Genomic DNA, 23,966 nt, shown 5'->3' on the forward strand with positions numbered 1-23,966 from the left:
CTCCTTACTTTTCTATCTCTTCAAATTGCAGATTTACCGGCTCTTCTAAAATTGTTTCATAAAAGTTTTCAGCCAAATCTGTTGAAGGAATTTTTTTATCCACTTCAGCAAACCGTATACTATCTAGCCACACACAACCTTCTCCTGATAATAAAACACCAAATGCGATACCAAGCGCTTCTTCTTTTATATCTAATACAACCGAGTATGATTGCCAGTTATTCGTATTTTTAATGGGGCGATTTTGCATGTTATCCATAGCAAGCGGTTCTGTATCTTTTCCGTCTACTCGCATCCACAATCCTGCCCAATCTTTTACATTCTCACTCTTAACAAATGCTGTAAAACGTAACCTCTTTCCTACATACTTATCCGCTCGGAACATTTGCATTAATGTTGAAAATCCTCCGTGCGTAACATTCTCTTTTGCTTTTATGTATGCAGATACTTTTCCTTGATGGACAACTTCATAATCTAAACCCATCTCATATTCGGCAGGATGACTCCCACTTAAGATCCATCCTTTCGGTATACCTTTTTGCATTGAAACACCCTCTCTTTCTATATAAAATGACTGAAAGTACTTTCGATATTTCTTTGGCGGCAATTGAAACATTCTTTTAAAAGCTCTCGTAAATGCCTCTTGTGAGGAAAAACCATATTGCATTGCAATATCAATAACAGCTCTCTCAGTTGACACTAAAACCTGTGCAGCATGAGTTAATCTTCTCTTTCTAATATAATCCGTTACACTCATCCCGATATATCTTTGAAAAATACGATGGAAATGATACATCGATACTGCACTGTGAGACACTACTCTTTCTGTTGTAAGCTCCTCCTGTAAATAATCCTCTATATATTCAATTGCTTCTTTTATCATCTCTTTATATTCTTCATGCATTTTAGTACTCCCTCACAACTTCAATTTACCATATACATACAAATTATTTTTGATTTAAATTGCGGATTAAACCTTGTGGCTATAGGATAATAATTTATTTTCAACACATACATAATTACATGATTTTGGGAAAAACTTGTATAGAATGAATTTACATAAGGAGGAATTTATAATGAGAATTTTACTATCAGTTTTATTAGCTCTTATGCTAGTACCTGCATTAACAGGATGTAAGGCTCCTGCAAAAGAAGATACAACTTCGAATAAGAAAACGACTGAAGAAGCAAAAAATGAGACTTCTGCAGACTTAAAACTTAACTTTAATGAATTTAGTTTAGATGCAGACTATCAAGATACGAAGAAAGACTACGAAGCTGATTATAAAAATGTAGCAGCTGATAAGAAAATGGAAGCAAAAATTGAAGATCATAAAGCAAATGTAAATTTAACAGGAGACGAAGCTATCACAAAACTAAGCCCACTTCTACAAGAATTAAAATTTGATAAAGATACTCCTGACCAAGAAGTAATCGATCAAGTCTTAAACGTGTTCAAACTTGATAAAGACTATCAAAAATTTGAGTTAGAAGTTGTCTTCTCTGACGGAACGAAAAAAGAATATAAAAGAGAAATAAAATAAAGAAGTAGGCGGTTGCCTACTTCTTTATTTTATTTTTTAGCATATCGTAAGCTTGGTTGAGATCCTACATAGTATTCTAATCCAGATACAGATGATTTTTGTAAATACGCATCTGTTGGGAATACAAGTGGGATTAAAGGATATTCTGTAAACATAATATCTTCCGCTTGATGCAATAAGTCAAAACGTTTATTTTCATCTTGTTCTAATTTCGCTTGATTGATTAAATTATCGAAGTCTTTATTAAACCATTTCGCATAGTTATTTGGTCCATCACCTGCATAAATTTCTAATTGAGCTGCTGGATCTAATGTAGATCCTCCCCATCCCATATATGCAATTTGGAAGTCACTTTGTTTGTACATATCGATATAACTTTTCCACTCTTTACCTTCTATTTTTACATCTACCCCAAGATTCTTCTTAAACATTTCTTGAAGTGTTTCAGCTATTTTCTTTTTATCTGAATATTTCACTGTTACTTCTGGAAGTGTAGTCCATCCTTCTTCCTTCATTCCTTCTTCTAATAGATTCTTAGCTACCGCAGGATCATATTGAAAATAATCGCCTTTCTCTTTACGGAAATCGCGGCCACCTTCTGTTTTTGCTCCTTCTGGAACAAAGCCATATGCTTCTTTTGCATTATTCTTTAATATTTTCTCTACGATAAACTTACGATCTACAGCTAATGCAAAAGCTTTACGAATTTTAGCATTTGTAAATGGTGGCTTCTCTGAGTTAAATGAGTAAATATGAGTTGAGTAGTCTTGCATTTTTTTAAACTCTTTATTATTTTGTTCCTTCTCAACTAAATCTGTTGGTATGTGAGATAATAAATCTAGTTCTCCAGATTTGTATAATTGATACGCTGTTTTACCTTCAGGAATAATACGGAATTCAATTTCTTTTGATGCTACTTTTTTATCATGAAACTCTTTATTTTTTTCTAAAATAATCGCTTGGTTATGCTTCCATTCTTTCAATGTGAAAGGACCATTTGTAATTAATTCTTTTGGATCTACTTTTAGTTTACCTTTTTCATCAATAGATTTTTTATTAAGTGGAATATATAACGACTGAGATAATGTACGTTTAATAGATGTCACTGGGTGTTCAAATTGTAGCTTTAGAGTTACGTCATCTACTGCTTGAATTCCTACTGCATCTTCTGCACCTTTCCCTGTATTAAATGCTTCTCCACCTTTAATGAAATATAGTTCTGTTGCATTCATAGAGCCCGTTTTTGGATTTAATATTCTCTTCCAAGCAAATTCAAAATCTTTTGCTGTTAACGGGGAACCATCAGACCATTTTAGTCCTTTCTTCAAATAGAACGTATACTCTTTTCCATCCGCTCCAGCTTCCTCTTTATCTACTAAATCCTTTTCAAACTTCCCATCACTTGTCTGTCTATACAAAGTTGCAAATAAGTGCTCAATTACATAATTAGAGTTATTATCTGTTGAAATTGCTGAGTCTAACGTATAAGGATCACTGCCAAGATTCGTTACAAAACGATCTCCTTTACTAGCACTTGCTTTTGAAGTGTCTTTCTTACCACAAGCAACAGAAGTAATTGCTAATACGGTCATAATGACAAATAATAAAAACTTCTTCATCTTACCTTCCCCTTTAACCTGAAATTTTTGGTGTTGATGCTAATAATGTTTTTGTATAAGAATGTTGTGGATTACGGAATACTTCATCCGTATTTCCAAATTCAACAAGTTCTCCTTTATATAAGACAGCCACTTTTTCACATAAATAGTGAACCATCGGCAAATCATGCGCGATAAATAAATATGTATAGCCTTGTTCCTTTTGAATTTTTTGCAACAGATGTACAATTTGAATTTGGAGTGAAACATCTAACGCTGAAATTGGTTCATCAAGGATTAATACTTCTGGCTCACATAATAACGCTCTTGCAATAGCGATCCGTTGACGTTGTCCTCCGCTAAATTCGTGTGGATAGCGATCAATATATCGTCTATCTAATCCAACACGCTCTAGCGCATCACCTGCGACTTTATCTTTCAATCCTTTATCACCGAGTCCGAATGAAATATATCCTTCCGTTACGCTATCGCGTACTTTCCAGCGCGGATTTAATGCAGCTGTGGAATCTTGAAAAATGAACTGTACTTTCTGTAAGAAATCACGCTTATGAGCCGCCTTTAACTTGTGAACAACTTGATCGTTATATTCAATTTCACCAGACGTTGGTCTCTCAATCCCAGCTATGAGCTTACCGAATGTTGTTTTTCCAGAACCACTTTCTCCAATAATGCCAAGTGTTGTTCCTTTCGGGATAGAAAGTGATATATCTTTTAACGCTGCCAATTCTTTATTTTTACTTCCATACGTTTTCGTTACTTGCTTTACCGTAATTAAATCTGTCGTCATGAAGCATTCACCTTCTCTTTTGATTTCGCTTCGTTATGCTCTAGAACATGTTGCCAACAATGAGAACTATGCTCCCCAGAATATGTTGTTCTTTCTGGGAAACGATGAATGCATTCTTTTATTGCTACTGGGCAACGATTTACAAAAGGACAACCAAAGCTATTTAGTGTTTCAATAGAAGGTGTCGTTCCTTCTATTGCACGTAATACCTTTTCGGAATCATCCATATTCGGAATTGCTTGTAATAAATTTTTCGTATACGGATGTTTAGGAGAACCTATTACTTCCTCTATCGTTCCTTTTTCAACAACACGTCCTCCGTACATGACAACTACTCGGTCAGCTACTTCACGTACAAGTGCCAAATCATGTGTAATCAACAAAATACTCGTATTTTGTTTTTCTTTCCGCTCTTTTAATAACCCCATAATTTGTTTCTGAATCGTTACATCTAATGCCGTTGTAGGTTCATCTGCAATAACAAGTTTTGGATGACACGCAAACGCAATTGCTAAACAAATACGCTGCCTCATACCTCCGCTTAATTGATGTGGGTACTGTTCAAAGCGTTTCTCTGCTTCATGTATCCCTAAATCATTTAACAAATTAATCGCAATTTCTTTTGCTTCTCTTTTCGACTTTTTCTCATGCTGCAAAATTACTTCTGTAATTTGTTTTCCAACTTTCATCGTCGGGTTTAAAGAGGACAACGGGTCTTGAAAGATAAACGAAATATCTTTCCCTCGAATTTGATTCCATTCTGATTCTTGTAAATTCGTTAATCCTTGAGACTGGAAAGAGATGCTTCCATCATCAATGTGAATAGACTCTTGATTTAGTCCGATAATGGATTGTGCTGTAACACTTTTTCCTGAACCACTTTCTCCTACAAGTGCAACGATTTCGCCTTCGTTAATAGAAAAGGAAACATGCTTCACAATTGCTTGCTTACTATTCTCTTTTTCAACGGCTAACGTTACGTTTTCTAAAGATAAGAGCTGTCCCATGTTTTTTCTCCTTTCGATTCCTTTTTACGATTTTTGGATCAATTGCATCTTGCAAACCATCACCAATTGCATTAAATGCAAACATAATGAGCGCAATCATCAGCGATGGGAAGAAGAGTTGCCACCATTCCCCGCTCAATAATGTCCCGAGCGCATCATTCGTCATCGTCCCCCAGCTTGCTGCCGGTGATTGTACCCCGAGTCCGATGAAGCTTAAAAATGATTCTGAGAAAATAGCTGCTGGAATTGTAAATGATAAATTTACGATAATAATGCCTGTTAAATTCGGAATGATATGTCCATATATAATCTTCATATGCGATGTACCTAATCGCTCTGCTGCAATAACAAATTCCCTTTGCTTTAAAGATAAGACTTGCGCTCTAACGAGACGTGCCATACCAATCCATCCTGTTAATGCAAGAGCAATAATAATTGTAAAAAGTCCTGGTTTCATAATAATTAGTAATAAAATAACAATTAATAAATATGGGATACCGTATAATATTTCAATCCCCCGCACAATCCACTCATCAATTAACGTTCCAAGGCGATTACGCCCTCTCACATATCCACTAAATCCCCCAATCAGTACACCAAGTCCTATATCAAGAACAGCTGCTACTAATCCAACTACTAATGAAATCTTCCCACCAGCCCAAGTACGCGCCCATATATCTCTACCTAAATCATCTGTTCCAAACCAATGCTCACTACTAGGAGGTAAATTTGTCGCCTCTTTTACTTGTTCACTCGCAGTGAAAGTGGTTAAACTTTCACCGATAAGAGAGAAAATAATAATGAGTAACAATGTCACCGTTCCTAGAACTGCGATTGGGTTTGATACAAACTTACGAAACACTTCTTTTTTTCTGCTAATCGTTTGCTGATCTTTATTTATTGTTAATTCTTTTTTCTCTTCATTCGTTAATAATTGTTTATTGATTTCATAACCACCCATTTAAATATCCTCCCTCCTTACGTAATAGAACGAATACGCGGATCAACAATACGATGAATAATATCTGTAATGAAAATACAAGAAATTAATAATGCACTATAGAAAATTGTTGTCCCCATAATTACTGGATAATCCCGGTTAAAAATACTATCTACAAAATATTTTCCGAGACCGGGAATTGCAAAGATTTTTTCAATAATGAAAGTTCCTGTTAAAAGCCCAGCCATTAACGGTCCAACAAACGTTAGTACTGGAACAATTGCATTTCGAAGGGCATGCCTTATAATAATCTTCTTAATTGGTATACCTTTCGCTCTTGCTAATTTAATATAATCACTCTGCAAAACTTCAATCATATTAGAACGAACAAATCTTGTAATCACTGCGATTGGACCTAGCGCCAATGCGAAAGATGGTAATACCGTATGTTCAAATGTTCCCCAAGAGGCTACTGGTAAGAGCTCAAATTGAATAGCGAATACTTGTATGAATAGCGGTGCTAAAATAAAACTTGGAATAGAAATACCGAGAATCGCAAGTAAACTCACACTATAATCAATTACTCTCCCGTGATAGAGAGCAGCAAATGTACCTGCAGCAATTCCGACTAATAGTGAAATAATAAGTGCTTGTAAACCGATAATTGCTGATGGACCAAATCCTGTCGTTATAATTTCTGATACACCTTGCCCCGTCGATTGAACGGATTCACCAAAATCAAAATGAACTACACCTTCTAGATACGCAACATATTGATTCCATAACGGTTCATCAAGGTGGTACTTCGCTCTCATATTCTGCACAACTTCCGCTGGAAAGATCTTTGCATCTGATGAAAATGGATCGCCTGGAATAATGTGCATAATCAAAAATGTTACTGTTGTAATGATCCATAGTGTAAACACCATAACTGATAGTTTTTTAACAAAATACACTCCAATAACCTCCTAAACACATGAATTTACTTTGTTTTATTAACGTATTTTTCCCATTACTCCCTTTTTCCTTTTTAGAATACAAAAAGCCTTGATCTTAAAAAAAATAAGATCAAGGCTTAATAAACAAAGGCCCATCACTTATCTTTCAAGACTTGCTTGCTGGAATTAGCACGGTGTTCATCTTACAGAACCCGCTGCTGAGGTGTCATAGGGCCAGTCCCTCTACCTCTCTGGATAAGTAAATTGCTATATTATTATTTGGTTCAAATTGTATATTTTGAATTATAATTCTGAAAAAATGAAAAGTCAATTAGATTGGATATATTTAGAAAAATCAGTTTTCGATAGCGTCATTTATCTAAATTACAATTTTTCGCTTATACTAAAAAGAAATCATATGAAAGGAGTTATATGATGGATCCCTTACTGCTTGCTACTATAGGATTACCATTAACAATCGTTATACTTGTCATCATCGGCTTCTATAAACTCTTTATTAAAAAGAAACATATCACTTCTTTTTATACCCCCTTCGATAATATTACCGGACAAACAATTTCCGAATTTCACGAAGAGCAGAAGGTATTAGTATCTGAAGATGAAGACGGCGATGGTAAGAAGAAAAAATAACCTTGCACAGGCAAGGTTATTTTTTCGTTTCTGCTTGGAAACGTTTATAGTATGTCGATGCTGTTGCAAAGTTAATTTCTATATCACGAATCAACGATGAATCTTCTTCTTTAGCCAGCTTCTGTAATTTTTTCATCGCTTGTTCCGATTCATTCAAGAAACCAATATATACCTCATGTTCTTGCTCTTTCGACTTCGGAACACGAATTTCTTTACGTATATGATCAATACCTTCTAACATGTTCGTTGTTACCTTCTGCACATCTTCTTTATATGCAGCATTTGTTATTTCCTTACCGCCCTTTTCTTTTGCAACTTCAAATAACTGCAGTGCTTTATTAATTTCTTTATTCATTTTCAAATCATATTTTTCATGTACTGCACGGTATTCTTTCATCTCTTCCGTTTGCTCAGTAGACTGCTCTACCTTTTCTTTCGGTTCTTTCGTATCTTTACTTCCATTACATCCTGCTAGAAGGATCATACTTCCCATTACAGCAATACCCAAAACCTTCTTCATCTCGAATTCTCCTTTTATCTACAGCTACTACTCATTATAGTTTCTTTTATCTCCACTTGTTATTATACCGAGAACACCCTACTTTTTACACTTAAGACGACATCGTAATATATATACCAACATGTTTGTCACAGTATCGTCACTTTATACAAATAACTTTTGCACTGCTTTACTACCTCACCTTACAAAACTGTAAGCACACATAAAGAACAAACCATGCTAGACTTACATATGCATAAAGCAAGCATATGTAAATTTTTAAGGAGAATCATCTATGTACAAAACAATGTCTTTTATGGGAGAAGATATTCGTGTCCTCATTCGCGAAAAGTCGCTTCATATTGAAAATACAGAGAGCCTTCGCCGGGTATTAAAAAAGAAGCATGCTCCATTTAAGTTAGCCCAATATTTAAAACAACAACATACAAATCAATTTTATACTGTGCTAAATATATCGGATAAATCATTAACAATCGAAATCATTGGTCACGTCTACATTGGAAACTTTGCAGATATCTTAAAAGAAATCCCACGCATACCGAAGATTGCTCCTATTATCGTTAAAAAAGCGTATAAAATTACCGATCACACCGATATTATCGACTGTGGTGAAAAAGAAGTCGATAGTAATCGGTGGGTGTGGGATAAACTTGCTGTTTTATATGATACGATCATGAATAATATGTATGAGGTATTTCAAAGAAATGAAAAAAAGAACTGATTCAAATATTCCCTTTGAATCAGTTCTTTTTTGTTAAGCCTCTAAATTTTGTCTTTGTTGCAGTTCAAACTGCTTCTCACTTCTTCTGGCCATAAAGAGATAACATAACACAGCACCAATTTCACAAAGAGCTATCACAATCCCCATCGGTAATGCAGTATTGCTTCCACCAATACCTACTAACGGCGCAACAAGTGCTCCTGAAATGAACTGTAATAAACCTAATAAAGCTGATGCTGTTCCTGCAGCTTGTTTCTGATTTCTCATCGCTAACGAGAACCCCGTTGTTGATACAACCCCGACACTTGATACAACAAGGAATAATGAACATAAAACACCAATTAAACCTATTCCCAGTACGATTGTCAGTAGTAAAGATAAGCCACCAACAGCTGCAATAATAATACCAGCAACAAATAATGTCTTCTCATTCACTTTCCCCGCTAAACGACCCGTTACCTGACTAGCAATAATAATACCGATACCGTTAATCGCAAAGAATAAACTAAATTGCTGTGGTGATGCTCCGTATATATTTTGCAATACAAATGGTGATCCCGAAATGTAAGCAAACATTGCCGCTGTTACTAATCCTTGTGACAATGCATATCCCATAAACAAACGATCTTTTAGGAGTTTCCCATATGTCGCCAATGTCCCTGACAAACCGCCTGTTTCTCTTTCTTCAGGAGGTAATGTTTCACGTAATACGAAAGTAGCGGATATTAACATAAATACACTAATTGCTCCAAGAACGATGAATACACCGCGCCATGTTGTGAACTGCAATAATTGCCCCCCAATAATCGGCGCCAAAATAGGTGCTGCTCCATTTACTAACATGAGCAGTGAGAAGAACTTCGTCATTTCAGAACCTGAGTACATATCACGTACCATTGCACGTGATATAACAATCCCGGCTGATCCTGAAGCTCCTTGTAGGAAGCGCAATAACACTAAAGTCCAAATAGATGGCGCAACAGCACAAAGTAATGAAGATGCAACATAAACAATAAGAGCAATAATAAGAGGTTTGCGCCTTCCGTAAATATCACTAATTGAACCAATAAATAATTGTCCTACTGAAAGCCCCAGCAAACAAGCTGTCAATGTAAGCTGTGCAAGGGATGCACCTGTTTGTAAATCATCCGTTAATTTCGGTAACGAAGGCAAATACATATCAATAGATAACGGCCCAATTGCCGTAAGTGTCCCTAGTACAAGAATCATCCATAACCTGTTTGTCTTTACAGGCTTATATATTTCCTGATTAACCTCATTCACTTTTTCCATTCACCCTTTCCTACACATACTAAATCGTAACAATTATAGTTACAACATAAACATACGTCAAGTATAGTGCATTTTCCTGTTTAATTCTGTAAAAAAAAGCGATAGAATCTCTATCGCTTTACTTGTTCAAATTACTATTTGTAAATTTAGATACTGAAGACATCGCCTCTCCTGTATCTAAATATGTGATTTGAATTGGATCTCCCACTTCTGTAAACATAGCATATGGGAACTTTTTCGCAGGTATCATAAATACTTTTTGTTCGTTCTCTAACAGTACATAAACAATTGTATTTTCACCTGATTTTTCTTTATATACACGTTGTACAACGCCTTCTTTTTGTGCCTCTTTACCACTTGAAGTCGGTCTAAATGAATCTCCACTTCCGCTCAGCGCATTTTTATAATTCTCAAGCGCTTCTTTTTGCGTCGAACCTGTTGCAAATATTTTCGCATTAGAAGCATAGATAACCGTATGAGCACGTACTAATCCTCCGTCATCAATAACTGGTACAATCCAAGAAGGTTTGCCATACACGTTATAAATAACCGGCATTGTCCCATGCCACTTTTCTCTCTTAAAGGAGTTATCCACTACTTCCGAAGCAGCTGAACCATCCATAATTCCCTTTACTTCTTTTCCGTTATAGTAATACAACTTACCTGTACGCGCATCAATAAGCGAGTAACCTAACGCAGAATCTACTCCTTCTTTCGGAGAGGTGAAATCAGTAAAGTAATATAGAGTTCCATCCTTACCGAAGATTGGTGTAACTCCTTCTTTCGTTCCCCACTCAGTCGGGATCTTCATATCAGTTTGCGAGAATTTTGTATTCCAAAATCCGTGAATATATTTACCGAAATACGTATTTAATGTAGATGCGGTCTCGTGATTTAATACGCCATCAACAAATTTAGGCGCCTTTCCTTTATCGTATCTTTTCACTTCACCTGTTTGTGCATCTACTACTACAACGCCCTCTACCTCAAATCCAGATCTCCCTGAAATAAATTCACCATACGTCATTGTATAATACGGTTTCCCTTTATCATCAACTTCGAATTTCGGTTTCCCTTTAAAGATTAAATTTGGTTCTGCTTTTCGTACAACACGTTCTAAATTATTTCCGAAAAACATGCTTGGCACGTATTTCATTTTATAACCGAGGTGCAGTTTCGCTTCCGCATCAGGGTTTGTACCTGACATCGTTACGTAGCCTGGAATTGTCTCAGCTTTACGTGCTTTAAAAAATCCTGAAACTTCAATCGGTGCTACATATAAAGCTTCGCCATTTACCATTTGCGGAGTTAATTCCCCTAGTTCAAAATAAGCTACTTTCGGAATATCTCCAAATACTTTTTTCATCTTATTCTCCGCTGTCTTTGGCGGCACTGTAAACGGCTGGTCATTTTCAGTAAATGGTTCTGAAATATCTTTCTCTATCTTCACAACAGAATCATATTTCTTTTGCGTGATTACTATATCATGCACATAACCAAAATAGCCGTAACTTGCGAGTAAAATAAACATTAGAAGTCCCTTTAACGTACCTTCCAATTTCCCTACCTTATCTTGTGAAAATAAAACAAGCCCAATTAATATCGCTACTGCAACAGCATAATGAGTAAGAATCGAATCTACTCTATCATCAATTAGCCAAAGATATTCATAGATTGCAATCCCTATCCAAAATAAAACAGGAATAACTAAAATGGATGATTTCTTACCCTTTACAACCTTCTCATCCCCTTTCTTATCCACTGCTCGAATTCTACTACCGCTTCTTGTCCATGGAATCAAAAACAAAGTGAGAATAGCTAAAACTAAAAATTTTATCAAAGGCAATGTCCCCTTTTCTTTTGTCTTCCCCTTTAGTATAACAAATAAAGGTTATTCAGGTAAAAATGGGAATGGTCATATTTTTTTACTGCTTAATACAATTCCGCTCGCTACATATAAGATTGATGCAATGTAAAAAATCGTACCAATCGTAAAGAAATCTACTAAATATCCTGTTGCGATAATCGCTACTGCTCCACCAATCGATGTCCATACATGGTATTTCCCAATCTCATAACCGGCATTTTCCTGCACAACCTTTCGTGCTAACGACGTCTTCTCTGTATTACGTTGCACAGCCCCTAAAACTCCCATTACAATTTGAAGAATATACACATGCCAGACTTCCGTGGCAATAGGAAAACAAAGCATTAATATTGCCATGGACCAGGCATATATAATTAATAATTTTTGATCGCCTACTCTATCAGACAGCTTTCCTACTAACGGGTATACAAGTGCTGAAGTTAAAGCGAACAAACCATATGCCCAGCCAAATTGTGAGAAGCTATTCCCAACGTTTCGAAGCAATAGTATATAAAAGGGAAACACCATACTTCCCGCCATCATAATAATGCTTTGTGATGCTACAAATCTTCTATATGTCATTTCGTATACTCCCTATAAAATAAATTCACAAATCTCTCTTTAGGATCCGTTTCTTTTTTCTTTCCAAGAAATTCTTCTATACGAGGATATGCTTTCTTTAACTGCTCTTTCGTTGGATAAGAATAATACGGTAAATAATAACTACCGTTATGATTTAACGTAACATCAATCATCTTTTGAATAACACCCTCTGTTTTCTTTATCTCATTTTCAGAACGGCCCTGGTTAACTAAAAGGACCAGTGCAAACATATCATCTTTCGCATAAGATAAAACTGCATTTTCGTTCTTTTCCACATAACGAATCGTAATATTGAGCAAATTAAACTCTTCCTCATTTAATACGTTACGTAAATCATCTATGTATTCCGTGAAAGAATCTATAGGCACAAAGTATTCTTGTAACACCTCTGTCCTATTCGGATTTTCATATTCCATAAAGGCACTATCGGATCTCATAACATTATTTCGCGTCTCATACTTTCCATCTGTACGCTCAAAATACCTTCTTTGTATATCCCAAAATGTATTCTTTCCCCAATCACTATAGCGTGATAATCCAAGTAAAAATTTCGGCACAGCTATAATAGTTTCTTCTTTTAACTCACTATACTCTTCCCTCATATTTTGATTTTGCGCCAATGTATAATCTGTTACATACATCTCTTTTAAAAATGAGTTTGGAGCAACAGAAATACGAGCTAAGTGCATACGAACATTTTCATCTTTTTTCACTTTCTCTTTGAAATAAGACGTGTATTCTTTATAATCTAGCATTTTCGTATGCATTTCATATAATTCATCTTCTGTTAACTTTAAAGTCACATCTAAAATAACACCAAATAACCCATAACCACCAATGACATAAGGAAATAAATCCGCATTCTCTTCTCTACTTACATTACGTACGGTGCCATCTGCCATTAATAATCGAAATGATTCGACTGTATCAATCAATGCTTCATGACGAATATCACGACCATGTACATTCACACTTAATGAACCGCCAACTGTAAAAATATTTTGAGACTGCATTACTTGAACGGCCAGGCCATATGGATTTACTTTCTTCTGAATATCATTCCACGTGACACCGCTTTGAACTGTAATTTCCTTCTTCTCTGGGTTAAATTCTAATATTTTATTATACCCTTTCATATCAAGCATCGTACCATGTGCATAATATGTCTGACCGCCTTGACTATGTTGCATACCAGCAATAGAAATCTTCTCTCCTGAAACATTTGCATCTCGCAATAATTGTATTAACGAGTGCTCATCTGTAGCACTTTCAACACGTTTTATTTTTGTCGGAAGCAATTTGCCTACATCACTCATAATAGGATGATCAAGTTGTTTTTTATATGTATGTACAGACGTTGCAAGCAAAACGGTATACGCTACAATGACAAATGCTATCTTTCTTTTTTTCAAATGACACTCTCCTTATTAGCAACAAAAAGAGATACCCATTCTTTCAGGTACCTCCCTTAACATTCATTACTTGGCTGCTGGTATCTGTATTGGCTCAAACTTTTCGTACGATGTATATTTTGCATTCGTAATAATGTGCGCCTTATCCCCACCATTACTACTCATAATCATATCAATCTTCGCTGATTCATATTTAAAATCTTTTGTAATTATATATTCTGCATCCACTTCTTCTATCTTTGCGTTTTGCGCTTGTAGCATTTTCTTCTGCGTTTCATCCATGCTAGTTAACATACTTTCTGTTTCTTTCCCTTTTAATGTGAACTTCAGTTTGTATTTATCTCCGCTTTTCTCCATCTTCATTTTATCTAACACTACTGCTGGCACCTCTAAATTATCTATAATATCTTGAGTTGCTTTCATCCCACCAGCATTTAATTGCTCCTCTGGTACAGATATAACTTCTCCTGTAGCAGGATTTTTCACCTGACCTGCAACTTTACCATCCACAGTATATACTACAATATCCGTACCAGAAACATTCATTTCAGAACGAGAATTCTTTGTCTTTGGCTCTAATTGCATCTTAGCCTTTAATATATCCATCTCTGTTCCCTCAGCTTTTATCCCTACATCATATGTCATCGTTACATGTTCTTCATTTTTAAAAGCTTCGTTCGTTTTCGTGAAAACATCCTTCGCCGTTAATTCCTTTTCTTTTTGAACTGATTCTTTTTTCGGTTCATCTGTCTTTGCTGTTTTCTCATTACTACATCCTGCACCTAACATAACTGCAAGGACTAAACTAGAAGTTAAAATAAGTTTTTTCATAATTACCCCTCCTTTCCAAAAGGATATCATCTGTTTCCCTCTGAAATCTATATAATTTTTAATCTCCCTATTTAACTTTATTACTCTCATAGCAACATTTTTAAAGAATTAGTTAAATATGATGTAAATAACAACAACTCATTTCAGGAGGTCATTATGAAAGCAATAATTTGCACAAAGTATGGACCGCCCAATGTTCTCAAACTTCAAGATGCAGAGAAACCTATCCCTAAAAAGAATGAGGTATTAGTCAAGATTCACGCAACAAGTGTAACGACTGGAGATTGTAGAATACGCGGCTTTAATAGCCCTCTCTTATTTTGGATTCCTATGCGGATCATATTAGGTTTTAGAAAACCGAGAAAGCCTATACTCGGTGTAGAGTTATCCGGTGAAATCGAAGAAATAGGAACAGATGTAACTCAATTTAAAAAAGGAGATCAAATTTTTGCATTAACAGAGCTTAATGTCGGTGGTTATGCAGAATATACATGTGTACATGAAAGTGGATTAATAACATTAAAGCCTACCAATGTGACGTATGAGGAAGCAGCAGTTATTCCCTTTGGCGGAACTTCGGCACTACACTTCCTAAGAAAGGCCCGTATAAAAAGGGGGCAACAAGTGCTAATATATGGTGCATCTGGATCAGTAGGAACAGCTGCCGTACAACTTGCTAAATATTTCGGCGCAATCGTTACAGCTGTTTGTAGTCATTCAAATTTTGAACTAGTGCAATCTTTAGGAGCTGATAAAGTAATCGATTATACAAAAGAAGATTTTACTAAGCAAGGGGAATACTATGATATTATATTTGATGCTGTTGGAAAACATAATAGATCCCTTGGAAAAAAAGCATTAACGCCTACTGGTGTATATGTCTCTGTTAATGGCATGATGGCAAAGGTCAGTAAAGAAGATATGTTTCTACTAAAAAAACTAACTGAAACAGAAAATTTAAAACCCGTTATTGATAGAACTTACCGATTAGAAGAAATTGCTGAAGCTCATATATATGTAGAAAAAGGGCATAAAAAAGGGAATGTCTCGATTACCTTAAAATAAAATATATTCAGAAAATAACGTTGACAATTCTTTTTGTAAGATTTACTATTAGTACCATATTAAAAAACTACATACACATACTCTTATCAAGAGTGGCGGAGGGACTGGCCCGATGATGCCCGGCAACCGAGCTTATGACGTATAAGCTAAGGTGCTAATTCCTGCAAAACGAGTTTTCGTTTTGGAAGATAAGAGAGGAACCTATTTTGTCTATTCGGCACCTCTCTTATTTTGAGAGGTGCTTTTTATTTTGAAACGTATATTAAGGGGGAATTATAGATGAAAAAGGTATTATTGAGCATTGTAAGTGGAGCGGTACTATTATTAGGCGCATGTAGCGGGGGTTCAGATAAAGAGGTAAAAGCGTTAGATGAGAAAAAGATTACTGTCGGCGTAACAGGTGGACCGCATGAACAAATTTTTGAAAAGGTAAAAGAAGTGGCAGCGAAAGACGGACTCGAAATCGATATAAAAGTATTTAATGATTATGTAGCACCAAACGTATCTTTAGATGAAAAAAGTCTCGATGTAAATAGCTATCAAACGAAATCATATTTAGACGTATTTAAATCTGAACGCAATATGAAATTAACTGAAGTATTTTCAACTGTAACATTCCCTATGGGCGTATATTCTAAAGATATAAAAGATGTAAAAGACTTAAAAGAGGGCGATGCAATTGCTGTACCAAATGACCCAACGAATGAACTTCGCGCTTTAAAGCTATTTGAAAAAGCAGGGGTTTTAAAAGTGGATCCAAAAGCTACAGAAAAAGCGACTGCAAAAGATGTAATTGAAAATCCAAAAAAATTAAAAATCGTTGAATTAGAGGCATCTCAATTGCCAACACAACTAAGTGAAGTGAAAGCAGCTGCAATTAATACAAACTTTGCATTAGGTGCAAAATTAAGCCCTGCGAAAGATTCTATTTTCCGTGAAGGAAAAGATTCACCATATGTGAACTGGGTCGTTGTTCGTACTGAAAATAAAGATGATGCTGTTGTAAATAAATTAAAGAAGGCTTATCAATCTAAAGAAGTAAAAGAATTTATCGAGAAAAAATTTGATGGTTCTGTTTTACCGTCTTGGTAGGAGCTGAGGATAATGATTGAATTGAAAAATGTATCCAAAGTATTTACAACAAAAAAAGGGAATGTGGAAGCTCTTAAACCTACTTCCCTTCAAGTAAAAAAAGGTGAGGTATTTGGAATCATTGGATATAGCGGCGCTGGTAAAAGCACATTAATTCGCTGTGTAAATTTATTAGAAAAACCAACGACAGGAAACATCATTGTAAACGAGCAAGATTTAACAACACTGTCGACAAAAAAACTAGCAAAAGCGCGACAAAAAATCGGAATGATTTTTCAAGGGTTCAATTTACTTAAAACCGTTACCGTCTATGAAAATATCGCACTACCTTTACGCCTTGCTGGCATTCCAAAAGTAGAAATTGAAAAAAGGGTGGAAAAGTATTTACGTATTGTCGATCTTTTTAATCGAAAAGACGCCTATCCAAGTGAGCTTTCTGGTGGTCAGAAACAACGTGTGGCCATCGCTCGTGCACTATCACATGAACCGGAAGTGTTATTAAGTGATGAAGCGACAAGTGCTTTAGATCCAGAAACAACTGATTCTATTCTTGATTTGTTATTAAAAATCAACGAAGAAATTGGAATTACGATTTTACTCATTACACATGAAATGAACGTTATCCAGCGTATATGCGACCAGGTTGCTGTTATGGAACAAGGGGCTGTAGTCGAAAGCGGGACTGTGAAGGATATTTTCACAAACCCACAACATGTAACAACAAAGAAATTTGTAAATAGTGCCTTTGCAGCGAAAATTCCAGAAGAGGTACAAAAAGAGCTACAAAGTACCGGGGAAATCGTAAGCCTTTCATTTATTGGCACTACTTCAGGGGAACCTGCTTTAGCTGTTGCCACAAAACGTTTCCAAGTATATCCGAATATTTTATCCGGTAATATTACGCAATTAAAAAACGAGGCATACGGGAAACTTGTCGTTCATATGCAAGGTGAACAAAATGAAATTCACCGTGCTTTATCGTTTTTACAAGAGCAAGGAATCATCGTAGAAGGAGGTAGAACAGACTATGGGAAACAAGTCCTTTTTGGATGAATGGGGTAAAGTCATATGGGAATCAACCATTCAAACATTTCAAATGACATCTATTTCGCTGTTAATTTCTATCCTTATTGCGTTACCACTTGGCGTCACACTTGTTTTAACAAGACCTGGTGGACAGCGCGAAAATAAAATCATCTATCCTATTCTAAATACAATTATTAATATCATTCGTTCTCTTCCATTTATCATTCTATTATTCTTTATTTTACCTTTTACAAAGTTTCTAATGGGGACCTCTATTGGTGTGCAAGGTGTGATTGTACCACTTGTCGTATTTACAGCTCCTTATATTGCACGTTTAATGGAAACGGCTTTATTAGAAGTAGACCGTGGTGTGATTGAAGCATATCAAGCAATGGGAGTCTCTACTATAAAAATCATTTGGCACGTCATGGTGAAAGAAGCGCGTCCCTCCCTTGTACTTGGATTAACAATTGCAACGATCGGCTTAATTGGCGCAACAGCAATGGCTGGTCTTGTAGGTGCTGGCGGGCTAGGGGACTTAGCATATCGCTTCGGACATTTACGCTATGAACCTGAAGTAATGTATGCAACCGTGTTTATTTTAATTATCCTCGTTCAAGGATTACAGTCTTTAGGAAATGGTGTCGCACGAAGATTGAAGAAAGATTAAAAAAGAAGGTATCTCACCAAAATGAGATACCTTCTTTTTATCTTTTGAATCCACCTTCTGAATGAATAACTTGCCCCGTAATCCATTCTGCTTCTTCACTTACTAAAAACTTAATGAGCCTTGCTGCATCCTTTGGCTCACCAATTCTGCCAAAAGGAAACATTGGTTTTAATCCTTGCTTTATCTCTTCATTCATCCATCCTGTGTTAGTTGGCCCTGGATTAATTGCATTCACTGTTATTCCTAAATGAGCCACTTCCGCCGATAACGTACTAGTAAGAGCATCAATAGCTCCCTTCGTTGTTGCATACGCCAGTTCTCCTGCCATAGGCCCTTGAAATTGCCCCGAAGTCATATTCACAATTCTACCACCAGATTTCTTATCAAATCCTCGGGCAAATTGACTACTTAACAATGTTGTAGCACGAACATTTACCATGTAATGCTTATCCAAATCTTCAGCAGTCAAATTAGAGAAATCATTATTCGTAGAATACGCTGCATTATTAATTAATATATGAGGGTACCCTAGTTGTTCAGTAACTTTATTTATAAGCTCTTTCGGTGCATCATTCTGAGTTAAATCTAACTCCATACTCGATACTTTCACACCGTTTTTTAGCAACTCTTCTTTTAATTGTATTTGTTCACTTTGATCAACGCCCCAAGGCATCTCTTTATCGTAAGCTGTCCAATATGTAAAAAATATATCGTATCCCGCTTCAGCTAATTCTTTACAAATCGCTGCGCCTATACCATCTAAACGACTTACACCTGTAACAACCACTACTTTATTTTTTAATTGATTCATCATATACTCCTCCAATTTTAAAGGATGCATATTTTATATAAGAGATATAAATTTCCCCACATACGTATCTATCCTTACAAAAGGGATGTACAAGCCAAATATGCAGTCCTTGCATGATTTATAGATAGCTAAATAAACCCTCACTTATGAGAGAAAAATTTATCTATCTAATTTCTAATCATTACAAATTCATCCACATATTGAGTCCTTGTCTCCTTTCCATATATCTCTATTTCTATCATACCAATATGATGTAATACTTCAAATGATAAAAAAATAAAAGTCACTATTTCATGCCAAATTCCTATCAATTTTACTATATTATAATATTTAAATAATGGAAATAATTAGAAAAAAATGCTGGTAAATATTGACTAGCCTTCTTATAATAAAACGTGGGGCTAATGTGAGAATTTAGTTTTAAACAAATAGGGGGAAGAAACATGTCAAAAAAATTACTTTCTTTATTTTCTGTAGTAATCGTAGCAGCTTTTGTAATAACTGGCTGTGGTCAAAGCGATACGACAAATAAAGAACAAAAAGAAAACAAAACAGAAAAAACGGATACAACGAAAGAAAATAAACCTGAAGAAAAAAAATCCGAAGACAAGAAAACTGAAGATAAAAAGACGGAAAATATCGCTACTAGCTCCAGCGATTATTCTAAACTGATTTCCTACATGGAAAAAGAAACAGGCGGGGAAACAAAAGTTCTTTTTGAAAATAAGGAACCACAAGTCTATAAAGCTGAAGATGTTTCAGTATCAATGAATAGTTATACATTAGTTGAATTAAATGGATTACATACGGACTTTAACATTCCATTTAACCGTCAAACAGAGGGCGGAGTTATTCTTGTGAACTATAGCGTAAAAAATAGTTCAGCTAAAGATATCTATTATATGCCAGCATTGGACATATCGTTTACTGGTGCACAGAAAGTATATAGTAACTATAGAGATTTAATTCCAAAAGAAGATCAACTGCCAACTAAGCTTGCTCCAACGAATGATTACTTAGTAAAAGCAGGAGAAACTATTTCTGGTTATATCGCTTATCCATTCGGAAAAGATGATTTAGAAAAAATTTCTAGTCTCTCAACAGTCTCAGTCAATGTCCCGACCGCACAAGCTAATAAAGGGAAATTTGATGCCCCAATCGGAAGCCCTGGAAACTTTTCATTAAGTTTAAACAAACAAGGCTCTGAAAAAGTTGCAGCAGATAAAACTTTCTACCAAGATAAAGCTACAGCTAATAACATGGGCGATAAAAAAATGTTAAAAGAGAAATCAAGTATTAATAACAGCCAAGAATTAGGCGCTGTTAATGTTACATTAGATGGATACCAATTTACTCAATTCACACCAAATTCAGTTGAAGCTCCGCGCTTTGCAAATTTCAAAAATGGTATTGTTCTATTAACAGTACAATTCAAACTTGATAACAAAGATACACAAGACGTTTCACTATCTCCTATAAGCTCTACATTAAGAGTGAATGATGGTACACAATATACAATTAACGAAGGTATGCTACTAAATTACGACTATAACGCTTCAGTCAAAACGGGAACATCTGGAGAGTTACTGCAAGTATTTATTTTAGATCAAGAGCAGTATGAAAAGATTTGGAAAGACAAAAGCTTTGAGATTGAGTTAGGACCTATGAGAAATAAAGAAGCTAAAGATATTTCACAAGGTAAAAAAGCGAAATTTACATTACCTAAATAAATTACTAAATATATAATAGAAAAGGCATATAACATATGATTGTTATATGCCTTCTTTATTTTTATAAAAACACTATTTTTGTTCACATTATATCCATTGTGAATCTTCTCACAATGGATATATAATAAACTTGTAAATACAATATTGGAGGGATTTCAATGGTTATCAATTTTTTAAGAACTGATAAACGTGCTGCTTTCATATTATTATTTTTACGGCTTTACATAGGATATGCATGGCTTGCTGCTGGGATAGGTAAAGTTTTCGGACAATCCTTTGACGCAAGTGGTTTTCTAAAGGGCGCTATCGCTCAGGCGTCAGGTGATCACCCTGCTGTGCAAGGTTGGTGGGCAGATTTCCTTCAACACTTTGTTCTTCCAAATGCAGACCTATTTAGCTTTTTAGTTCAATGGGGCGAAATTTTAGTAGGTCTAGGTTTGATTTTAGGCGGATTAACAAAAACAGCTGCATTTTTCGGAATCATAATGAACCTTTCATTTTTATTAAGCGGAACTGTTAGTGTAAATCCAAACCTGCTTATTTTAACTATGTTCATTTTAGTTGCAGGACAGAATGCTGGACGTATTGGATTAGATGGCTATGTTTTCCCTAAACTTTTCCGTAAAAACAACCATGAAACATATAAATTAAGTAAAACTGCGTAGTAACAGTTTAATTTTAAAATATAAATAAGAAAAAGAGCCTGATTATAGGCTCTTTCTTATTTACTCCAAATCTTATAATCATTTAAATCTTCTCAGTAATGATTTAAACGCAGTTTACAACAAGCTAACTCGGTTGCACAGCAAAAACACCTGTGCCGATATCCATTATATAGTACTAAAAATCTTTCATACTTTCTCCAAGAATATAGTGTGAAAACCACATCAAATTCTGCTTCATAATGGCCACATAAATTCCTGGCTGATCCGAGCTATATGCCATTCCTTTAAATATAATTAATTCTGTATCAACTTCCATATCTCTTAATCCTTCATATAGCTCATATGCATTTGTAATTGGAATTCTTACATCCTTTTCCCCATGTTGAATTAAGGTAGGCGTACAGGCTGATTTAATATATGTCATTGGTGATGTTTTCTTATATATATCTAGATCATTCCATGGAGTATCTCCTAGATACATTCTAATAAAGTAAGGGATATCTGTATGTACATAATGGGTACTCCAATTAGTAATTCCACCCCCCACCGAAATAGCTTTAAATCTACTACTAAATGTAGAACAGAAAGCCGATATATATCCCCCATTACTCCATCCCATAACTCCTACTCTATCTTTATCTACAATCCCTTTTCCAACTAGTTTATCCACTCCAGATACAACATCATCATAGTCAGCAATTCCCTGTTTTCTATAGTTTGCTTTTAAGAATTCATTACCATAACCAGAACTTCCCCTGTAGTTTGGTTCTAAAACGATAAAGCCTTTTTCAACAAACTGTTCAATCGGATATTTCTCATTAAAACAGTCTGAAAATATCGGAAAGGATGCCCAAGCCGGACCACCATGAATTACTACTAATAAGGGATATTTTTTATTTGCGTCAAACTCTACAGGAGTTGATAAAACACCCTCTATTTCCAGGTCATCACTACTTTGCCATGAGATGATTTCCCTGTTACTTTTAAGCCTTCCTTCGAAAAAGCTATTTTCATTGGTTATTTTTTTATCATCCAAATAGATTTCAAAATTTTCATTTGTTATAGCCTTATTATAGGTTATATGATTTCCATCCCTTGTTATGGAAGCATCCATTATAAAGCCATCTACTCTTTCGCTTAACATTTCCACAGTACCCTCCTCACATAGCAATCCAATGAGGTAATTCGTTTTATCCTGCCATCTAATTAAAATTCCTTTAGCTGTCCACTGTAATGGCATAACCGTACTATCAAAATCTGTTAAAGGCTGAATTATCTTTCCACTATTCATATCATATATCTCTAATGTACTCTCTTGTATATGGTTTTTATAGTAATCCTTCTCTCTTATGCTTGCTGAGTAACATATTTTGCTGCCCTCAGGAGAAAAGTAAACACTCCCTCCCAACAACTTATCTATATTCATCTTTTGTAGTTCCCTAGATTCAATATCTAATATGTATAGATCACCATTCATATAATCGTTTAGGCTTGGTGTAGCCATACATACAACCTTTTTCCCATCATTTGAAATATCAAAGTTATGTATATAAAAATCCTTACCGTCCGTTAATTGATAAACACCGCTAACCTTCCGTTCCTGTTTATCATTTTGTTTCACTTTTTCTATTTCAATGTAGTATAAACAATTATTTTGATGTTCCTTACCTACATGATAGAAATCTCCATATAGTTCCTTACGTTTCTTTATCTTCTCACATTCTTTTGAATGTGCAATATAATAAAAACCTTTACCAGTAGGATCCCATTTGAATGTGCTGATTCCTTCTTCCTCATCAGTAATTTGTATCCCAGCATAACCATCTAGTGACTTAAGAAAGATCTGATTTTTAATATCCCCGTCACCACCTGGGCTAAGGTAGGCAATAGTCTTAGAATCTGGGGACCATAATGGATGTGTACTATCTATATCTCCAGTTGTTAGTGGATAACTCTGCCCTTTACCTGTTTCATATATCCATACATGATTTCTATATGTATTGTCTTTCCAGTTAGCTGTCTTCTTAACAAACGCTACGTTTTTGCCATCATCACTTATCTTTGTACTTGATAAGGCCGGTACTGAAATAATCTCTTCTATACTTAAATATGTTTTTTCACTCACTTTCATCAATATGCCCCCTTGTAATGTCCATAAATCTCTCGTCTCTTTT

The 23,966-nt window shown here is 35.3% G+C and carries 23 protein-coding genes and 2 riboswitches; of the genes, 9 read left to right on the plus strand and 14 right to left on the minus strand.

Features of this window, described 5'->3' with window-relative positions:
* Window positions 1-4: 4 nt before the first annotated feature.
* Window positions 5-904: a helix-turn-helix transcriptional regulator gene (locus tag V7S50_RS30325; protein ID WP_242256369.1), complete on the minus strand. Its 900-nt coding sequence runs from the start codon at window positions 902-904 to the stop codon at window positions 5-7.
* Between the two features lie 172 nt (window positions 905-1,076).
* Here V7S50_RS30325 and V7S50_RS30330 point away from each other — a divergent pair, with 172 nt between their 5' ends.
* A complete protein-coding gene (locus V7S50_RS30330) occupies window positions 1,077-1,544 on the plus strand; it encodes a YusW family protein (RefSeq protein ID WP_242256371.1) in 468 nt (155 codons plus the stop codon).
* Between the two features lie 29 nt (window positions 1,545-1,573).
* Here V7S50_RS30330 and V7S50_RS30335 read toward each other — a convergent pair whose 3' ends face one another.
* Genes V7S50_RS30335 through V7S50_RS30355 form a run of 5 tightly spaced genes read right to left on the minus strand, consistent with a single transcriptional unit; the run spans window position 1,574 to window position 6,853 of the window.
* Entirely contained in the window at window positions 1,574-3,163 is a 1,590-nt protein-coding gene (locus V7S50_RS30335; RefSeq protein WP_242256373.1) for a peptide ABC transporter substrate-binding protein, read from the minus strand.
* A gap of 13 nt (window positions 3,164-3,176) precedes the next feature.
* The gene (locus tag V7S50_RS30340; RefSeq protein ID WP_242256375.1) at window positions 3,177-3,950 is read right to left on the minus strand and encodes an ABC transporter ATP-binding protein; all 774 of its coding nucleotides are present in this window, start codon (window positions 3,948-3,950) and stop codon (window positions 3,177-3,179) included.
* Window positions 3,947-4,957, minus strand: coding sequence for an ABC transporter ATP-binding protein (locus V7S50_RS30345; RefSeq protein WP_242256376.1), 1,011 nt, complete (start codon window positions 4,955-4,957; stop codon window positions 3,947-3,949). The genes V7S50_RS30340 and V7S50_RS30345 overlap by 4 nt, the downstream gene beginning before the upstream one ends.
* A complete protein-coding gene (locus tag V7S50_RS30350; RefSeq protein ID WP_242256377.1) occupies window positions 4,914-5,918 on the minus strand; it encodes an ABC transporter permease in 1,005 nt (334 codons plus the stop codon). The genes V7S50_RS30345 and V7S50_RS30350 overlap by 44 nt, the downstream gene beginning before the upstream one ends.
* A gap of 17 nt (window positions 5,919-5,935) precedes the next feature.
* Window positions 5,936-6,853, minus strand: coding sequence for an ABC transporter permease (locus V7S50_RS30355; RefSeq protein ID WP_242256378.1), 918 nt, complete (start codon window positions 6,851-6,853; stop codon window positions 5,936-5,938).
* A gap of 138 nt (window positions 6,854-6,991) precedes the next feature.
* A riboswitch (SAM riboswitch) is annotated at window positions 6,992-7,097 on the minus strand.
* Between the two features lie 173 nt (window positions 7,098-7,270).
* Between V7S50_RS30355 and V7S50_RS30360 the strand changes: the two genes are divergently transcribed.
* Complete coding sequence (locus V7S50_RS30360; protein ID WP_242256379.1) at window positions 7,271-7,486, plus strand: DUF3951 domain-containing protein; 216 nt, start codon at window positions 7,271-7,273, stop codon at window positions 7,484-7,486.
* Window positions 7,487-7,502: 16 nt separating this feature from the next.
* On the opposite strand, the gene V7S50_RS30365 is transcribed toward V7S50_RS30360, so the two are convergent.
* Complete coding sequence (locus V7S50_RS30365; protein WP_242256381.1) at window positions 7,503-8,006, minus strand: hypothetical protein; 504 nt, start codon at window positions 8,004-8,006, stop codon at window positions 7,503-7,505.
* 274 nt (window positions 8,007-8,280) lie between these two features.
* Here V7S50_RS30365 and V7S50_RS30370 point away from each other — a divergent pair, with 274 nt between their 5' ends.
* Complete coding sequence (locus V7S50_RS30370; RefSeq protein ID WP_242256383.1) at window positions 8,281-8,727, plus strand: hypothetical protein; 447 nt, start codon at window positions 8,281-8,283, stop codon at window positions 8,725-8,727.
* A gap of 33 nt (window positions 8,728-8,760) precedes the next feature.
* Here V7S50_RS30370 and V7S50_RS30375 read toward each other — a convergent pair whose 3' ends face one another.
* The 5 genes from V7S50_RS30375 to V7S50_RS30395 form a co-directional block, all read right to left on the minus strand.
* Window positions 8,761-10,020 carry a multidrug effflux MFS transporter gene (locus V7S50_RS30375; RefSeq protein WP_142332696.1) on the minus strand — a complete coding sequence of 420 codons (1,260 nt, stop codon included), beginning with the start codon at window positions 10,018-10,020 and terminating at the stop codon, window positions 8,761-8,763.
* 118 nt (window positions 10,021-10,138) lie between these two features.
* Window positions 10,139-11,857: a DUF3981 domain-containing protein gene (locus V7S50_RS30380; protein ID WP_242256410.1), complete on the minus strand. Its 1,719-nt coding sequence runs from the start codon at window positions 11,855-11,857 to the stop codon at window positions 10,139-10,141.
* A 78-nt stretch (window positions 11,858-11,935) separates the two neighbouring features.
* Window positions 11,936-12,469, minus strand: a complete 534-nt coding sequence (locus V7S50_RS30385; protein ID WP_063223548.1) for an MFS transporter — start codon at window positions 12,467-12,469, stop codon at window positions 11,936-11,938.
* On the minus strand, window positions 12,466-13,902 hold the full coding sequence (locus tag V7S50_RS30390) for an FAD-binding oxidoreductase (RefSeq protein ID WP_242256384.1): 1,437 nt from the start codon (window positions 13,900-13,902) through the stop codon (window positions 12,466-12,468). Before V7S50_RS30390 ends, V7S50_RS30385 begins: the two co-directional genes overlap by 4 nt.
* 66 nt (window positions 13,903-13,968) lie before the next feature.
* Entirely contained in the window at window positions 13,969-14,733 is a 765-nt protein-coding gene (locus V7S50_RS30395) for a hypothetical protein (protein WP_242256386.1), read from the minus strand.
* Window positions 14,734-14,889: 156 nt separating this feature from the next.
* On the opposite strand from V7S50_RS30395, the gene V7S50_RS30400 reads away from it, so the two are divergent.
* The 4 genes from V7S50_RS30400 to V7S50_RS30415 all read left to right on the plus strand — a co-directional run bounded on the left by V7S50_RS30400 (window position 14,890) and on the right by V7S50_RS30415 (window position 18,586).
* Window positions 14,890-15,798 (plus strand): NAD(P)-dependent alcohol dehydrogenase, encoded by a 909-nt coding sequence (locus tag V7S50_RS30400; protein ID WP_309259610.1) that lies wholly within the window; start codon window positions 14,890-14,892, stop codon window positions 15,796-15,798.
* Window positions 15,799-15,878: 80 nt separating this feature from the next.
* A riboswitch (SAM riboswitch) is annotated at window positions 15,879-15,993 on the plus strand.
* A gap of 84 nt (window positions 15,994-16,077) precedes the next feature.
* The gene (locus tag V7S50_RS30405) at window positions 16,078-16,890 is read left to right on the plus strand and encodes a MetQ/NlpA family ABC transporter substrate-binding protein (protein ID WP_242256389.1); all 813 of its coding nucleotides are present in this window, start codon (window positions 16,078-16,080) and stop codon (window positions 16,888-16,890) included.
* Between the two features lie 12 nt (window positions 16,891-16,902).
* Window positions 16,903-17,943, plus strand: a complete 1,041-nt coding sequence (locus tag V7S50_RS30410; protein ID WP_242256391.1) for a methionine ABC transporter ATP-binding protein — start codon at window positions 16,903-16,905, stop codon at window positions 17,941-17,943.
* Window positions 17,918-18,586 (plus strand): methionine ABC transporter permease, encoded by a 669-nt coding sequence (locus V7S50_RS30415; RefSeq protein ID WP_242256393.1) that lies wholly within the window; start codon window positions 17,918-17,920, stop codon window positions 18,584-18,586. Before V7S50_RS30410 ends, V7S50_RS30415 begins: the two co-directional genes overlap by 26 nt.
* A gap of 37 nt (window positions 18,587-18,623) precedes the next feature.
* Here the strand turns inward: V7S50_RS30415 and V7S50_RS30420 are convergent, their stop codons facing one another.
* Window positions 18,624-19,400 carry an SDR family oxidoreductase gene (locus V7S50_RS30420; RefSeq protein ID WP_063223542.1) on the minus strand — a complete coding sequence of 259 codons (777 nt, stop codon included), beginning with the start codon at window positions 19,398-19,400 and terminating at the stop codon, window positions 18,624-18,626.
* Between the two features lie 440 nt (window positions 19,401-19,840).
* On the opposite strand from V7S50_RS30420, the gene V7S50_RS30425 reads away from it, so the two are divergent.
* Together V7S50_RS30425 and V7S50_RS30430 are read left to right on the plus strand one after the other, a co-directional pair.
* A complete protein-coding gene (locus V7S50_RS30425) occupies window positions 19,841-21,127 on the plus strand; it encodes a DUF5068 domain-containing protein (RefSeq protein ID WP_242256395.1) in 1,287 nt (428 codons plus the stop codon).
* Between the two features lie 158 nt (window positions 21,128-21,285).
* Window positions 21,286-21,792: a DoxX family membrane protein gene (locus tag V7S50_RS30430; RefSeq protein WP_242256397.1), complete on the plus strand. Its 507-nt coding sequence runs from the start codon at window positions 21,286-21,288 to the stop codon at window positions 21,790-21,792.
* A gap of 175 nt (window positions 21,793-21,967) precedes the next feature.
* Here V7S50_RS30430 and V7S50_RS30435 read toward each other — a convergent pair whose 3' ends face one another.
* Window positions 21,968-23,923, minus strand: a complete 1,956-nt coding sequence (locus tag V7S50_RS30435; protein ID WP_242256399.1) for a S9 family peptidase — start codon at window positions 23,921-23,923, stop codon at window positions 21,968-21,970.
* Between the last annotated feature and the right edge of the window lie 43 nt (window positions 23,924-23,966).

The sequence above is a fragment of the Bacillus sp. CCNWLW194 genome (assembly GCF_037120585.1).
Classification (GTDB): domain Bacteria; phylum Bacillota; class Bacilli; order Bacillales; family Bacillaceae_G; genus Bacillus_A; species Bacillus_A basilensis.